This is a genomic window from Luteimonas sp. 22616, assembly GCF_052044325.1.
Lineage (GTDB): Bacteria > Pseudomonadota > Gammaproteobacteria > Xanthomonadales > Xanthomonadaceae > Luteimonas.
In genome coordinates this window covers 2653825-2669832 of record NZ_JBQEMW010000001.1, presented here as the reverse complement: position 1 = coordinate 2669832, position 16008 = coordinate 2653825, and the positions used below count along the sequence as shown (strand labels likewise).

At 66.0% G+C, this 16008-nt stretch carries 12 protein-coding genes; 8 read left to right on the top strand and 4 right to left on the bottom strand.

Annotation, left to right across the window (positions count from 1 at the left end; genetic code table 11):
- Position 1: 1 nt before the first annotated feature.
- From hutH to hutC, 3 genes are read right to left on the bottom strand one after another with little or no spacing between them, the layout of a single operon-like run.
- Complete coding sequence (gene hutH, locus ACTJIL_RS12140; protein WP_440755760.1) at positions 2-1522, bottom strand: histidine ammonia-lyase; 1521 nt, start codon at positions 1520-1522, stop codon at positions 2-4.
- Between the two features lie 7 nt (positions 1523-1529).
- Positions 1530-3221, bottom strand: a complete 1692-nt coding sequence (gene hutU, locus ACTJIL_RS12135) for a urocanate hydratase (RefSeq protein ID WP_440755759.1) — start codon at positions 3219-3221, stop codon at positions 1530-1532.
- A 10-nt stretch (positions 3222-3231) separates the two neighbouring features.
- The gene (gene hutC, locus ACTJIL_RS12130) at positions 3232-3957 is read right to left on the bottom strand and encodes a histidine utilization repressor (protein WP_440755758.1); all 726 of its coding nucleotides are present in this window, start codon (positions 3955-3957) and stop codon (positions 3232-3234) included.
- A 136-nt stretch (positions 3958-4093) separates the two neighbouring features.
- Between hutC and ACTJIL_RS12125 the strand changes: the two genes are divergently transcribed.
- The 8 genes from ACTJIL_RS12125 to ACTJIL_RS12090 all read left to right on the top strand — a co-directional run bounded on the left by ACTJIL_RS12125 (position 4094) and on the right by ACTJIL_RS12090 (position 14277).
- Complete coding sequence (locus tag ACTJIL_RS12125; RefSeq protein ID WP_440755757.1) at positions 4094-4519, top strand: CopL family metal-binding regulatory protein; 426 nt, start codon at positions 4094-4096, stop codon at positions 4517-4519.
- A 119-nt stretch (positions 4520-4638) separates the two neighbouring features.
- A complete protein-coding gene (locus ACTJIL_RS12120; protein WP_440755756.1) occupies positions 4639-7356 on the top strand; it encodes a TonB-dependent receptor in 2718 nt (905 codons plus the stop codon).
- Between the two features lie 76 nt (positions 7357-7432).
- Entirely contained in the window at positions 7433-8125 is a 693-nt protein-coding gene (locus tag ACTJIL_RS12115) for a PepSY domain-containing protein (protein ID WP_440755755.1), read from the top strand.
- Positions 8122-9957: an NADH:ubiquinone reductase (Na(+)-transporting) subunit F gene (locus tag ACTJIL_RS12110; RefSeq protein WP_440755754.1), complete on the top strand. Its 1836-nt coding sequence runs from the start codon at positions 8122-8124 to the stop codon at positions 9955-9957. The genes ACTJIL_RS12115 and ACTJIL_RS12110 overlap by 4 nt, the downstream gene beginning before the upstream one ends.
- A gap of 109 nt (positions 9958-10066) precedes the next feature.
- A complete protein-coding gene (locus tag ACTJIL_RS12105) occupies positions 10067-10498 on the top strand; it encodes a CopL family metal-binding regulatory protein (RefSeq protein WP_440755753.1) in 432 nt (143 codons plus the stop codon).
- 128 nt (positions 10499-10626) lie between these two features.
- Entirely contained in the window at positions 10627-12462 is a 1836-nt protein-coding gene (locus tag ACTJIL_RS12100; protein WP_440755752.1) for a copper resistance system multicopper oxidase, read from the top strand.
- 2 nt (positions 12463-12464) lie between these two features.
- Positions 12465-13637 carry a copper resistance protein B gene (locus tag ACTJIL_RS12095; protein ID WP_440755751.1) on the top strand — a complete coding sequence of 391 codons (1173 nt, stop codon included), beginning with the start codon at positions 12465-12467 and terminating at the stop codon, positions 13635-13637.
- Between the two features lie 88 nt (positions 13638-13725).
- Positions 13726-14277 carry a DUF411 domain-containing protein gene (locus ACTJIL_RS12090; protein ID WP_440755750.1) on the top strand — a complete coding sequence of 184 codons (552 nt, stop codon included), beginning with the start codon at positions 13726-13728 and terminating at the stop codon, positions 14275-14277.
- A gap of 94 nt (positions 14278-14371) precedes the next feature.
- On the opposite strand, the gene ACTJIL_RS12085 is transcribed toward ACTJIL_RS12090, so the two are convergent.
- A complete protein-coding gene (locus ACTJIL_RS12085) occupies positions 14372-15976 on the bottom strand; it encodes a sulfotransferase (RefSeq protein WP_440755749.1) in 1605 nt (534 codons plus the stop codon).
- Between the last annotated feature and the right edge of the window lie 32 nt (positions 15977-16008).

Below are 16008 nucleotides of genomic sequence, written 5' to 3'. Positions count from 1 at the left end.
GTCAGTCCACAAACTCCGTGCGGACCAGGGCGGCGACGCCACCGCCCGCGATCCAGGCGTCCGCGGCGGCGATTTCCGGCGCGAAGTAGCGGTCCACGTCATAGCGTGGGACCCGCATGCGGACCTGCTCGAATGCCTGTTCAAGTTGCCTTGACGAGCGCAGGGGACGACGGAAGTCGATGCCCTGGCACGCGGCCAGCAGCTCGATGGCGACGATCCGGCGCACGTTGGTCACGATATCGCCCGCCTTGCGGGCTGCGAATGTGGCCATGCTGACGTGGTCTTCCTGGTTGGCCGACGTCGGCATCGAGTCGACGCTGGCCGGATGGGCGAGCGTCTTGTTCTCGCTGGCCAGCGCCGCCGCGGTCACGTGCGCGATCATGAAGCCCGAGTTGATGCCGGGGTTGCTGACCAGGAATGCAGGCAGGCCGGAGAGGTGGGCGTCCACAAGCAAGGCAATGCGCCGCTCGGACAGTGCGCCGATCTCCGAGACCGCAATGGCGATCTGGTCGGCGGCAAACGCAACCGGTTCGGCATGGAAGTTGCCACCGGACAACACCTCGCCGGTATCCGGGAACAGCAGCGGATTATCGGAAACCGCATTGGCCTCGATCAGCAGCGTCCGGGCCGACTGGCCCAGCACGTCCCAGCACGCGCCCATGACCTGTGGCTGGCAACGCAGGCTGTAGGGGTCCTGGACGCGGGCATCGTCGAAGCGGTGCGACTCGCGGATGGCGCTGCCAGCGAGCAGGTCGCGATACAGCTTCGCGACGTAGATCTGGCCGGGCTGGCCGCGCAGCGTGTGGATGCGCTCGTCGAAGGGCGTGTCGGAGCCGCAGGCTGCATCGACGGTGAGGGCGCCGGCGAGCACGGCGGCAGCGAACGCCTGCTCGGCGGCGAACAGCGACATCAGCGCAATGCCGGCCGAGACCTGGGTGCCATTGAGGAGTGCCAGACCCTCCTTCGCGCCAAGTTGTATTGGGCGCAGCCCCGAACGCCGCAAGCCTTCGCTTGCCGGCATCACCTCGCCTCCGACCCGGACCGATCCCTCGCCCATCGCGGCCAGGGCTAGATGGGCCAGGGGGGCGAGGTCGCCAGAGGCGCCCACCGAGCCTTGCGAAGGAATGCACGGCCATACCTGCGCGTTGTAGAGAGCGACCAGGCTTTCCAGCAGTTCCCAGCGCACGCCGGAATGGCCGCGCGCGAGGGATGCGATCTTCAGCGCGAGGATCAGGCGAACCGTGGCATCGTCCAGCAAGGGACCCGTGCCCGCGGCGTGCGACCGCACGAGGTTGGTCTGGAGCTGCTCGAGCTGTTCTTCCGGGATATGGATCCTGGCAAGCAGCCCGAAGCCGGTATTGATCCCGTAGGCCGGCTTTCCCGCGGCGACGATCGATGCGACCGTGCGCGCCGCCGCATCCACTGCAAGCTTGCTGGCGGGAGGCAACCCGATTGGGGTGAACCGGGTTGCGATCGACCGCAATTGGGACAGCGAGAGCTGACCGGGCGTCAGTGTCAGCATCAAGGTGTCATCCGGTGATTGAAGGCAGGTTGAGGCCATGGTCCCTGGCACATCGCAGTGCCAGGTCGTAGCCGGCATCGGCGTGGCGCATGACGCCTGTCGCGGGGTCGTTCCACAACACGCGCTCGATCCGCCTGGCGGCCTCGTCCGTGCCATCGCACACGATCACCACCCCCGAATGCTGGGAGAACCCCATCCCCACGCCGCCGCCGTGATGCAGGCTGACCCAGGTGGCGCCGCCGGAGACCGCGAGCATCGCGTTGAGCAGGGGCCAGTCCGAAACGGCATCGGAGCCGTCCTGCATCGCTTCGGTTTCCCGGTTCGGGCTGGCCACGGAACCGCAGTCGAGGTGGTCGCGACCGACGACCACCGGCGCCTTCAGCTCGCCCGAGCGCACCATCTCGTTGAACGCCATCGCGGCACGATGGCGCTCGCCCAGGCCCAGCCAGCAGATGCGCGCAGGCAGGCCCTGGAACGCGATGTGCTCGCGCGCCTGGTCGAGCCAGTGGTGGAGCGGCGCGTCATCGGGAAACAGTTGCTTGATCCTGGCGTCGGTGCGGTAGATGTCTTCGGGGTCGCCGGACAGCGCAACCCAGCGAAACGGCCCCTTGCCCTGGCAGAACAGCGGGCGGATGCATGCCGGCACGAAACCGGGGAAAGCGAAGGCATTGGCGACGCCCTGGTCGAGCGCCACCTGGCGGATGTTGTTGCCGTAATCGATGGTGGGCACGCCCATGCCGTGGAAATCGAGCATGGCGCGCACATGGTCGGCGCATGAAGCGGCGGCCGCGGATTGCAGTATGGCGTGCTGCGAGGCATCGGTGCGTGCGGCCTCCCAGCGTTCGATGCTCCACCCGGCCGGCAGGTAGCCGTTGACGAGGTCGTGCGCGGAGGTCTGGTCGGTCACTGCCGCCGGCCTGGCGCGGCCTTGCCGTGCCAGTTCGACGAAGCGGGGCATCAGCTCCGCCGCATTGCCAAGCAGGCCGACCGACACGGGGGATTTCGCGTTCTCCACCATCGCCAGCGCTTCTTCGATCGAATGCGCCTTCTGGTCGAGGTAGCGCGTGCGCAACCGGAAATCGATCCGCGACTCCTGGCATTCGATGACGATGCAGCTGGCGCCGGCAAGCGTGGCCGCGAGGGGTTGTGCGCCGCCCATGCCGCCCAAGCCCGCGGTGAGGATCCATTTGCCCGACCAGTCGCTTTCGTGGTGCTGGCGGCCAAGCTCGACGAAGGTTTCGTAGGTGCCCTGCACGATGCCCTGCGAGCCGATGTAGATCCAGGACCCCGCGGTCATCTGGCCGTACATCATCAGGCCCTTGCGATCGAGCTCGTTGAAGTGGTCCCAGGTGGCCCAGTGCGGCACGAGGTTGGAGTTGGCCAACAGCACGCGAGGCGCATCGGCGTGCGTGCGGAAGACGCCGACCGGCTTGCCCGACTGGATCAGCAAGGTCTCGTCGGCTTCCAGCGAGCGCAGCGACGACAGGATGCGCTCGAAGCTCGCCCAGTCGCGGGCCGCCTTGCCGATGCCGCCGTAGACCACCAGGTCGTCGGGGCGCTCCGCCACCTCGGGGTCGAGGTTGTTCTGGAGCATGCGATAGGCCGCTTCCACCAGCCACGACTTGCACGAAAGCGTGGTGCCGCGGGGAGCGCGGACGACGCGTGGGCCGAAGGACGCGGGATTGATTCCGGTATCCATGGGAACTCCGTCAGGGGGATGGGCCGTTGCCGACCTGGAACGCGCCAACGAAGCGGTAGATGGCGGCAGGATGGGTCAGGCGGACAAGGCTGGCGACACGGTTGCGCGACCATGTGCGCCGGCTCAGGATGAGCAGCGGATCACCCACCTCGATGCGCAGCGTCCTCGCGACTTTCGTGTTGGCCACGTCGGCCTCGATCTCGTGTTCGGTGCGTTCGAGCGGTGCGATCCGGGTCAGGTACTCGTGGGGCGTTTCGACGGTGAAGTCGACATCGAGATAGTCGGGCGCGGACGCGGGATTGACGAAGCGCTCCTCCAACTGCAGGGGCATGCCGTCGGCCAGGTGCAGGAGGCGCGAATGGAATAGGGCGCTGCCGGCGGGCAGATCGAATCTGCGCGTAACGAGCGCGCGCGCCGCGACCCGCTCACAGGTGAGAACGTCCACCACGTGGACCTGGCCGCGCGCGTGGATCTCGTCGCGGATGCTGCGCACCTCGAACATCGGCGAGTCGACTTTCGGTACCGCGACGAACGAGCCGACGCCTTGCACGCGGGTCACCGCGCCGGAATCGCTCAACTCGCGCAGCGCGCGGTTCACGGTCATCCGTGAAACGTCGAACTGCGCCACCAGGTCGTTCTCGCTGGGAATCTGGCTGTGGGGCGGCCATTTCCCGCTGGTGATCTGGCGAAGGATGTAGTGCTTGAGCTTGGCGTACTGCGGCTTTGGCTTCTCCATCGTCACAGCATGACATGTCTATACAAGTCGCGAAAGACAACGGCTGCCCGGTTTCGAAATTCAGGGTCGGGCAGCGACGCTCGCTGTTGACATTGCGTTTTGGGCCGTGCTATCTGGTGGTATAGACAACCTGGAAGTGCCGCTGCGCCCCATGTTCAGTTTTCCGTCCATGCTTCGCTACCTGCTGGTCCTGGCGTTCTGCCTCGACGGCAGCGTGACGCTGTGGAAGGCCAGCGCGATGGCCACGAGCGCTGTACAGCATGGGCAAACCAGTGATCGCGATGCGGGCGACCTGCACCATGGCGCCTCCACGACGACGACGGCATCGGCAACCATCGATTGCCCGGATGCCGGGATCCCCGGGCAGGATGGCGACGAGCATGGAGGCTGCGATTGCGCGGACGCCGCGTGTGGCTGCGCCTGCGATTTCCTCAAGGTAGCGGTTGCCCACAAGGTCCCGCCGGCCGGCTCGGGCTGGCTTGCCTACGTCCCCGTGCTGCCCGACTCAACAACGGTCGGGAAAAGCTCCCTTTCCTCCCTCTTTCGACCTCCCATCGGTTGACTTGTCCGGCTGCCGGAAAGGCGGCCTCCATTGCCGTGAGCGCTCGTCGTACGCATGCGTACCGCGCTGCTTGGGCATTCTTCGACAAGTTCGAATGACAACCGTTTGAGGAGCTCTCCATGTTCTGTAATCGCAGCCAACTCGCGTTGGCGATCGGCACGCTGCTGTCTGCCGGCATCGTGACCAACGCTTTTGCCCAGTCTCCGGACGAAGCGGCAACGGCCCAGGCAACCACCCTCGACGCCGTTACCGTCACGGGCAGCCACATCAAGGGCGCGGCCATTTCAGGCGTCGGCCCCGTGTCCGTCATCGATGAAGAGATGATCGAGCGATCGGGCGCGACTTCCGTCGACACGTTGCTGCAGCGGCTGCCGGCCTCGGCCGGGTTTGCAGGCAACCAGACCAATGCCTACTGGGCCGACAACGGCTATGGCACGACCCAGGTCAACCTGCGTGGCCTTGGCATCAGCCGCACGCTGGTCCTGCTCAACGGTCGTCGCATCGTCAATGGCGGTACCGGCGCGAACAGTTCGGTCGATCTCAACATCATTCCGGTCGCATTGATCTCGCGCATCGAAGTGCTCAAGGACGGTGCCTCCGCCATCTACGGTGCGGATGCAGTGGCGGGCGTGGTCAACATCATCACCAAGAAGAAGTTCGACGGCGCCGAAGCCTCGGTGCGGTATGGCCAGACATTCCAGCAGGACGGGGAAGATGGCGCCGTCGACCTTGCGTGGGGCGTGTCCAACGATCGCGGATCATTGATGACCGCCATCAACTACTCGCAGGGCGGTACCGTGAACATGGCCGACCGTGCGGCGTGTGGCCTGGCAGAGGTTGACGGCAAGCTCCAGTGCGTTGGCAGTTCAAGCACGATCGGCGGCCGCGCCCTGCTGCCCGATGGAAGCCGCATCAACTTCAACCAGGAACTCGGCGGCGATGGCGACTTCTACGAGCCCTATTCGCCGGACAAGCACAACCAGAACTCGTACGCGATGCTCAACGCGGTCAATCCGATCAAGCGCCTGAGCTTCAGTGCGTTCGGCAACTTCTCCCTGACCGAGAACGTCACCGCGTTCACCGAGTTGATGTACACCAACCGCCAGTCGGATCAGCTGGCGACGCCTGGCACGCTGGGCATCTATCGTCCGATCAACATTGCGGCTGATCACCCGACCAACCCGACCGGACAGGACCTGCTGCTCCAGCGCAGGAGCCTGAAGGAAGCTGGCCCGCGCGAGTTCTACCAGGACGTCAATACCTTCCGCACGGTGGTCGGCGTCGAAGGCATGTTCGGCGATTACTGGAACTGGTCGGCCGCGCTCAACTGGGGCCGCAACACCGGGCAGGATGGCTCGACCAAGGTCGCCAACCTCGACCGCGTCGACAACACCCTCAACACCGCGATCTGCAGCAATGCGGTGGGCGCCGCCATCCCCTGCGGCGACTACCTCGGTTACGGCGACGTGACCCAGGAGGTTCTCGACTACATCCTCTATACGAGCCGGGACGTCGGCGGGAACGAGCAGCGGAGCTTCACCGCCAACCTGAGCGGGCAGCTGTTCGAACTGCCGGCAGGCTGGGTGGGCGTGGCGACCGGTGTCGAGGTGCGCAAGGAGCGAGGCTGGCGCAATCCGGATCCGCTCACGGTGCTGGGTTTTGCCAACACCAACCAGCAGGACTCGATCGCGGGCGAATACACGGCGAAGGAAGTCTTCGCCGAGGTCGCCATCCCGTTGCTGCAGGACACGTTCCTCGCCGAGTCGCTGGCGCTGAACGCGGCAGTGCGCTACTCCAGCTACGATCTGTTCGGCGGCGACACGAACTACAAGGTGGGCCTGGACTGGCAAGTCGTGCCATCGCTGAAGCTGCGCGCAAACTACTCCACCGCGTTCCGTATCCCGAACGTGCCGGAACTGTTCGGTGGCGTTTCCGAGGGCGGCCTGACCACGACGGATCCGTGCAGCGGCTGGGCCAGCCTGCCGAGCTCTTCCGTCGTCTATCAGAACTGCCAGGCGTCCGGCGTGCCCGCCGGCTATACCCAGCTTGGGAAGGCCATCCAGACGACGGTGGGCGGAAACCGCGACCTCGAACCGGAAGACGCCGAGACATTGACGGTGGGCGCGGTGTGGACGCCGATGTTCGCCGAGGGCCTCACGCTGACCTTCGACTACTTCAACATCAAGATCGACAACGCCATCCAGCGCATCGATGGATCGACCAAGCTGGCGGTCTGCTACAACACGCCGGGGCTGGCACACCAGTTCTGTTCGCCGTCGAGTTTCACCCGCAACCCGCTGACCGGGGAGATCAACTACCTGTCCGCACAACCGGTCAACGCGGCCAGCGAGCGGGTTTCCGGCATTGACCTGGGCGCGCTGTACCAGTTCAACATCGGCGGGATCGACGCCACGCTCAACTGGGATGTGTCCTACCTCAAGAACTACGACGTGCGGCCGTTCCCGCAGGCCGAGGAAATCCACTATGCCGGCAACATCACCGGCGGCCGCGGCAGCTTCACGCACTGGCGTTCGTTCGGTGCACTGACCCTGGTGCAAGGCCCGTGGTCCGGGTCGTACAGCATCCAGTACATCGGGTCCGCGGATGACATCAACGCCGCCAAGGGCGACATCGGCGACCACGTGTCGAGCCTGACCTACCACAATGTGCAGGCGAAATACGCCGTCAGCCAGGCAATGGACGTGACGTTCGGGATCGACAACCTCTGGGACAAGCAGGCGCCATTCATCCAGAGCTACACCGATGCCAACACCGACACCATGACCTACGACCTGCTCGGCCGCCGCTGGAACGCGAAGCTGACCTACCGCTGGTAACCGGCTTGTTTCTCCCCGGCGTTCGCGCCGGGGAGAAGCAGGTTTCCCCTATTGCCTGTACCGGCAGGAATTCCTTATGAAACCCGCATTCTGGGCACGTCGTGCCCACAAATGGATTGCCTTGTTCATCGGCGCACAGGCCTTGGTCTGGACCGTGAGTGGGCTCTACATGACCACCATGTCGATCGACTACATCCATGGCGATCACCTGGCGCATTCGAAGGCACCCGCGCTCGCACGGGACACCGCGTTGATCGATCCGGACGTGCTCGGCAAGCGCTATCCAGACATGGACGGCTTTCGCCTCAGGCAGTTGCTGGGACGTGAAATCTACGAGGTGCACCATGGCGCCGGCATCGAACTGATCGATGCGCGCACTGGTGCGCGTATCGGGCCGGTCGACGAGTCCGCGGCGCGGCAGCTAGCCCTGTCCACGTACCAGGGCGAAGCGTCGTTGCAGTCGCTGCAGCTGATCCACAAGGCGCCACGGGAGGTTGCGAGCCGCGCGGTTCCGATGTGGCAGGCCACGTTCGGCGACCGCATCAATACCGCGCTGTATTTCTCCCCGCAGACCGGCGAGCTGCTGGCCACGCGGCATGATTTCTGGCGGTTGTTCGACTTCCTGTGGATGCTCCACATCATGGATTACGAGGACAGGACGAACGTCCACAACACCTTGTTCCGGGTTGCAGCATCGGTGGGTTTCCTGTTCGCGCTCAGCGGCGTGTGGCTGCTGTTCTACAGCTTCAGCAAGAGGGCGGACGCATGACGCCCTGGATCCGGAAGCTGCACAAGTGGATCGGCCTGGCGGTTGCCCTGCAATTCACGGTCTGGCTGGGCAGCGGGTTGACCATGAGCCTGCTCGACAAGGACGCCGTCGAGAACGTGCATCACCGCGCGCCGGCCGGCGACAAGCGCGACTGGCCCGGCAGTGCCGTGTCCCCCGCGGTTGTCCTTGCCGCCGCCACGCGCCCGGTGCAGGTGATCGAAACCCACTGGCTGGGCGACCGGCCGGTGTACCGGCTCAGCGACAAGGACGGCAGCTGGCTGGCAAGCGTCGACGACGGACAGCCCGTGCCGGTAACCGCGGACGTGGTCGCGGCGATCGCGGCGGCGGATTACGTGGGCGAGGCACGGGCGTTGCCGCCGGAGTTCATGGACGAGGCGATCTGGGAGGCGCGCGGCCATGCCGGCCCGCTGTGGCGCGTGGCGTTCTCCGACGGCGACGGCACGACGCTGTACCTGTCCGGGCAGGATGGCAGCATCCTCGAACGGCGCAGCAGCATGTGGCGGATCTTCGACTTCGCCATGATGCTGCACTTCATGGACTACACCCGGCAGCAGGACTTCAACAATCCGCTGATCGTGATGGCGGGCGCGGGCGGGCTGTGGATCGCGCTGTCGGGCATCTGGTTGCTGGTGACCAGTTTCCGCCTGGGCGAGTTCATTCCGTCGCGCTGGCGGCCGCGCCATGAGCTGACCGTGTTTGCGGCCGGTGGCGCCAGGCTGCGTTCGGTGGAATCGCATTCGGGCGACACGGTCTACCTGGCGCTGGGCAGGAATGGCCTGCAGCTGCCGTCCAACTGCGGCGGGGGACAGAGCTGCGGCCTGTGCGAAGTACGCGTGCGCGGCGATGCGCCCACGCCGACCAGTGCGGACCGCGAGCACCTCGACAAGAGCCGGCTGGGGTTGGGTTATCGCCTCGCATGCAACGTGCCGGTGAGGGCCGATCTCCAGGTGGAAGTCGCGGGTGGCGCTGCGCTGTGGACCGAACGCACGGCCACCGTGGCCAACGTGGTGGCGGTGACGCCGTTCCTGCGCGAGATCGTCCTTGAACCGGACGCCGCATTGGCGCCGTCGGAGTTCCAGCCCGGCGCCTATCTGCAGGTGCACGTGCCCGGTTACTCGCTGCAGCGACACGAGATCGACCATCCCGACGACCACCGCCCGGACTGGGCCGCGCTCGACTTGCCGCCCACGTTGACCTGCAGGGAGCCGGTGCGCAGGTCGTACTCGCTCTCGCTGCCGGTGGAGAAAGCCGGTGGGAAAGTCACCTTGCTTGCGCGTTTCAGCCCCGGCGGCCGGGGAAAGAAGCGGCAACCCGCGGGCAAGGGTTCGACGTACCTGTATTCGCTCAAGCCCGGGGATCGCGTGCATTTCAGCGGGCCGTTCGGCGACTTCGCGCTCAAGCCGGGGGCGAAGGAGAAGGTGTTCATCGGTGGCGGCGCCGGCATGGCCCCGCTGCGGGCGATGATCCATTCGCTGCTCGACCGGAATGCAAGCGAGCGCATCCATTTCTGGTATGGCGCCCGGAACCTGCGCGAAGTGCCCTATGCCGGGGAGATGGCCGAACTGGCGAACAACCATCCCAACTTCAGCTGGCACCTGGTGCTGTCGGATGCCGCCGAGCATGGCGCGGGGCTGATCCAGGGGCTGGTGCACGAGGCCACCCACGAAGGCCTGCTGCAGGGCCATCCCGATCTGCAGGCGTGCGAGTTCTATCTTTGCGGGCCACCGGCGATGCTGTCGGCGACACGGAGCCTGCTGGACCGGCTCGGGGTCGGGCAGGCACAGGTCGCTTTCGATGATTTCAAGATCTAGCCGTCGATCTCAGGTGGCCTCCGGGGTGGCAGCGGATGCAGGCCGCCCCGGTTCACATGCGGGCAGGTTTGAACGCGAATTCCGGCTGCAGGGCGGGTAAGATTCCGACATGGCTGTCTGGTCGATCGTATTGCGGTTGCTGCTGGCTGCGGGCTTGATCCTCAATGGGTCGGGCGTGGCAGCGGCGACCGTGTCCATGCACCAGATGGGCATGGCCGGTGCGATGCAGCATCCTGCGGCCGGCCCGGATGCAGCAACCCCGGCCTGCGGAGAACATCACCACGACAAGGCGCCAGCCTTCGGGGCCGATGGTGCACAGGTCGCATGCCACGACGCGATGCCGGCAGCTTCCGCGCACGCACCTTCCGACTGTTGCCAGGCGACCACCTGTGGTTGCGCCTGCGCCAACCCGGTCTGCCTGGCTGTACCCGCCGTTGCCTTCGTGGCTGCCATGCCCGGGCGCGCCGACATGTCGCAGGCCATGGACCTGGGCCGGCCCCCGCCGGTCTTGCAGGGCGTGATCCGGCCCCCCATCGGTTGACGGTCCGGGCGCGCAGCGCGCCCTGCTCGCCTGTCCGCCGTTTGCCCGCACCTGCGAGGCAACATGCGCACGGCTCGCGGTCCGGCCCATTGGCCGGGACCGACCCTGACGTTCTTACGGAGTTTTCCATGTCATCCGATTTCTTTGGCGCCGGATCCGGCGCCTTGCCCAAGCCTTCGCGTCGTCGTTTCGTGCTGGGACTGGCCACGGGCGGGGCCGTGGCGGGTCTGGGCCTGTGGCCGAAGGCTTCCTGGTCGGCGACGCCGTCCGGCCGGCCTGTCGTGCTTTCCGGAACCCAGTTCGACCTCGCCATCGGCGAGACGCCGATGAACTTCACCGGCCGCATGCGCCCGGCGGTCACCGTCAATGGTTCGTTGCCGGCACCGATCCTGCGCTGGCGCGAGGGCGACACGGTCACCCTGCGCGTGGCCAACCACTTGCCGCATGGTTCGATCCACGGCCATGACACCTCCATCCATTGGCACGGCATCCTGCTGCCGGCCAACATGGATGGCGTGCCGGGGCTGAGCTTTGGCGGCATTCCGCGCGGCGATGTCTACCAGTACCGCTTCCACGTCGGCCAGGGCGGCACCTACTGGTACCACAGCCATTCCGGCTTCCAGGAACAGGCGGGGCTGTACGGGGCGATCATCATCGACCCGCTCGAACCCGAACCGTTTTCCTACGACCGCGATTACGTCGTGCTGCTGTCGGACTGGACCGACCTCGATCCGGCCGCACTGTTCGCGCGGCTGAAGAAGATGTCGGACTACGACAACACCTACAAGCGCACCGTCGGCGACTTCCTGCGCGATGCAAAGGCGAAGGGGCTGGCCGCGACGGTCGACGACCGCAAGCTGTGGGGCGAGATGCGGATGACGCCGACCGACCTGTCCGACGTCAACGCCAACACCTACACCTACCTGATGAACGGCACCACCGCGCTGGGCAACTGGACCGGCCTGTTCCGTTCCGGCGAAAAGGTGCGGCTGCGTTTCATCAACGGTTCGTCGATGACCCACTTCGACGTGCGCATCCCCGGCCTGAAGATGACGGTGGTGGCGGCCGACGGCCAGTACGTGCATCCGGTCAGCGTCGACGAATTCCGGATCGCGACCGCGGAAACCTTCGACGTGATCGTCGAGCCCAGCGGCCAGGATGTGTTCACCATCTTCGCCCAGGACATGGGCCGCACCGGCTACGTCAGCGGCAGCCTGGCGGTGCGCGAAGGCCTGCGCGGCCCGGTGCCGGAACTCGGCCCGCGGCCGCTGCTGACCATGGACGACATGGGCCACGGCGGCATGGGTCACGACGGCATGGGTCACGACGGCATGGACCACTCGGGTGGACACGCGGCGGAGACGACCACGCAAGGCGCGATGTCGGGCATGGATCACAGCGGGCACGACATGGCCGGCATGGATCACGGTGGGCAGGCGATGCAGGCCCATCCGGCCAGCGAGGCCGGCAATCCGCTGATCGACATGCAGACCATGGCGCCGGTGCCGAAACTGGACGATCCGGGTATCGGCCTGCGCGACAACGGGCGCCGGGTGCTGACCTATGCCGACCTGAAAAGCACGTTCGCCGATCCCGACGGCCGCGATCCCGGCCGCGAGGTCGAACTGCACCTGACCGGGCACATGGAGAAGTTCGCCTGGTCGTTCAACGGCCAGAAGTTCTCGGATGCCGAGCCCCTTCGCCTGACTTACGGCGAGCGGATGCGCATCGTGCTGGTCAACGACACGATGATGACGCACCCGATCCACCTGCACGGCATGTGGAGTGACCTCGAGGACGAACACGGGAATTTCCACGTCCGCAAGCACACCATCGACATGCCACCGGGCAGCAGGCGCAGCTACCGCGTCCGCGCCGATGCATTGGGTCGCTGGGCCTACCACTGCCACCTGCTCTACCACATGGAAGCGGGAATGATGCGCGAAGTGCGGGTGGAGGAATGAGCATGCACGCAACCACGAAAATTTCGCCCGCGATGCGCATTCGCAGCAGCATGCTGGCCACCGCGATTGCACTGGCCGTGCTGCCGGGCGCAGGTCTCGCGCAGCAGCACGACCATGCCGGCATGCAGGCGCCCGAGCCGGCGAAACAGGCCGCGACGGATGGGCACGTCCACGATCGGGCGCCTGCGAAGCACGCAACCGCGCAAGAGCCCGAAGCCGAAACCGTGTCGCAGCACGACCATGCGGCGATGGGCCACGACGTGCCGGCCACGCCAGTTGATCATGCCAGCATGGATCACGCAGCCCACGCACCCGCGGAGGCCGAAGCGACACCACCGGTCGATCACGCCGCAATGGGCCACGACATGCCCACGCCGCCGACCACGCCGGCGCAACCGATGGATCATTCCGGCATGGACCACTCGGGCATGGATCACGGTGCGCCTGCGGTGGCGCCTACGGATCCCATCGAACCGATCCCGCTGCCGACGGATGCGGATCGCGCGGCGGCGTTCCCGCCGGTGCAGGGGCACCTGGTGCACGACAACGGCATCCACAGCTACGTGTTGCTCGATCAGCTGGAAGCCTGGGATGCCGACCAGGGCAGCGGCCTGGGCTGGGCGGGCCAGGCGTGGATCGGCACCGACCTCGATCGCGTCTGGCTGCGCAGCGAAGGCGAGCGTGTCGATGGGCACACCGAGGCTGCCAGCCTGGAAGTCCTGTATGGCCGCAGCATCGCCCGCTGGTGGGACGTGGTTGCCGGCATCCGCCATGATTTCCAGCCAGGCGCTTCGCAGGATTTCGCCGCGATCGGCCTGATCGGACTGGCGCCGTACAAGTTCGAGGTCGCGGCGACCGCCTACATCGGCCAGTCCGGACAGACGGCGGCCACAGTCGAGGTGGAGTACGAGACCTTGCTGACCAACCGCCTGATCCTGCAATCGATGCTCGAGGCGAACCTGCATGGCAAGCAGGATGCGCGTCGCGGCATCGGGTCGGGGCTTGGCACCGTGGAGGCCGGCATGCGCCTGCGCTACGAGTTCACCCGTCGGTTCGCGCCGTACATCGGCATCGTCCATGAACGGGCCTTCGGCCGCACCGCGGATTTCCGCCGCGACGCGGGTGAGGGCGTCGATGACACGCGCGTCGTGGCCGGCGTGCGGATCTGGTTCTGACAGCGCGGCGGGATGTCGATCAAGGGTCGTCATCCCGCGCGTCCATCCATTGGCCGTCGCAACCGGCGACGGCATGAGGAGTTTCCACATGAGTCAACGTTCCATTGCACTGCTTGCCATCACCCTGGCCGCCAGCAGCATCACCGCCTGTGCGCGCTCACCCGAGGCTGTTCCGGGCATTTCCGAAAGTCCGGTCCACGCGGCTGCCGATACCGCATCCGCGGCTGCCGCGACGGCGATCGCCACTGCCGCCACATCACTACCCCTGGTGGTCGTCCACAAAAGCGAGAGCTGCGGTTGCTGCGGCCTGTGGGTCGAGCACATGCAGCAGGCCGGCTTTCCGGTGCAGGTGCGCAATCTCGACAACGTCAGCCCGGTCAAGGAACGGGTGGGCGTGCCGTTCGGAAAAGGCTCGTGCCATACGGCCGAGGTCGGCGGTTACTTCGTCGAGGGACATGTGCCGGCGGAGGACGTCAAGCGCCTGCTCGCCGGGAAGCCCGCCGCCAAGGGCCTGGTGGTGCCGGGCATGCCGGCCGGATCGCCGGGCATGGAGATGCCAGATGGCCGCGTACAGCCCTACGTCGTGGAACTGGTCCGCGAGGACGGCACTACCGAGCCGTTTGCGCATCACGGGAACTGATCCCTGCGAATCTGGGAATGGGCACCCCGATAGGCCTTCGAGCGCGGGACCTCAGGCAGGCCCCGGGCGGCGAACCCCTCAAGCTGTGGAGCCGTCAGGGGTCTGCGATCGAGTCCAGGGGCGGGCGTTGGAGCCTGCCTTGCGAACCTGACGCGAGGCCCTCGATCAACGGCGAGAGCCACGGTTCGTAATGGCGCCAGCGATCCAGCCCGGACCGGTTGATCGGAAGCCGGACCTGCTGGGCGCTCGGCGTGTGGACAGGCCGGGGATTTTCGTGGAAACGGAGACAGGATGGGTCGAAGTCCAGCCCAAGGTAGTCGAGAAGGCGGCGGATCTCCGCTTCCGGATTTTCCACCAGCCGCTCGTAATGCAATCGAAGGACGTGCCCCGGAAGAACTGCGTCGCCGTAATCCATCATCCGGATGTAGTCACGGTGGTACCGGGCCAGGTCGTGCAGATTGGCAGGGAAGCTGCTTTCGCGATTGAAGCAGGTTGAAAAAGCGGAAAGGCAGCACGACAGCGGATCTCGCCTGACGTCCACGATCCTGGCGTTCGGCAGGATCAACCGGATAAGCGCGATGAACCGCCAGTTGGCCGGCATCTTGTCGGTGAAATGGCGCCGGCCGTTCCTTCTGTGCCGGCGCGTCGCGTCCAGATAGCGCTGCCCCAACGCTTCCAGTTCACTCGGAGCGAGCCCTGCCATGGCGTCGGGAAGGGATATTCCCGTTCGGTTGCCGGATATCGCAGCCGCAGTGTCCTGAAGCTCGAACAACTCGCCAGTGCCTTCCACCAGCGGATGGCTGGCGAGAATCTGTTCGACGAGCGTTGAGCCGGAGCGGGGCATGCCGACGATGAAGATCGGGTCATCGGCGGGGTGTCCGCTACCGTGGCGGGCGGCGAAGAACGATGCGGCAAGCGCTTCTTCATGCGACACGACCAACTCCCGTGTTGTCCGTGGGTCGTAAGGCACAAGCGTTCCACGCATGGCATTGGCTTTTTCGTAGTGGCCGAAGGACTGCTGGAACTGTCCGAGGTCGGCGAACGCCCTTCCGAGTGTGAACCGGATCTGGACCTCTTGGAACGGATCACCGGCCGCCGGCAATGCCTGTTCCATCGTCCGGATGTCATTCGCGTCAAGCGGGACCGTGCGCAGGTTGGCAAGGCCCCACCACGCCGCGCCGTTTGCGGGATCCAGCGCCAGCGACCTGCGATAGGCCACCACGGCCTGTTCGGTCCGGCCCATGGTTTTCAGGGCATGTGCATGGTTCATCCACAACACGGACGAATCCGGTGCCCGTGCCACCAGTTCCGCATGAACGTGGAGGGATTCCTCGATCCGGCGCTCGGCCGACAGCACGCCGGACTTGAGCGACAGCGGCCAGAGGCTGGTCGGATGGCTGGCGATTGCGTGGTCGAGCAGCACGAGTGCTTCATCGGCCCGCCCCATGCGGCAAAGCAGCGACGACAGGTCCGCATGGCCGAGGACGAATCCCGGTCGATGGGCGATGGCGCTTCGCAGCAGTCGTTCGGCATCCGCGGCATGTCCGGTCCGGGTGGCGATCATGGCGAGCAGCCGCAAGGCTTCGGTGTCGTCGGGTGCCTCGGCCAAGCGCGAACGGACAAGCGCCTCGGCTTTTGCCAGTTCATTGGAGTGCAGGGCGTGTACCGCAGCGGTCAGGCGCGTTCGTGTGGTGGTCATGCGTGGCCTGGATCGATGTTCGTCACGATAGT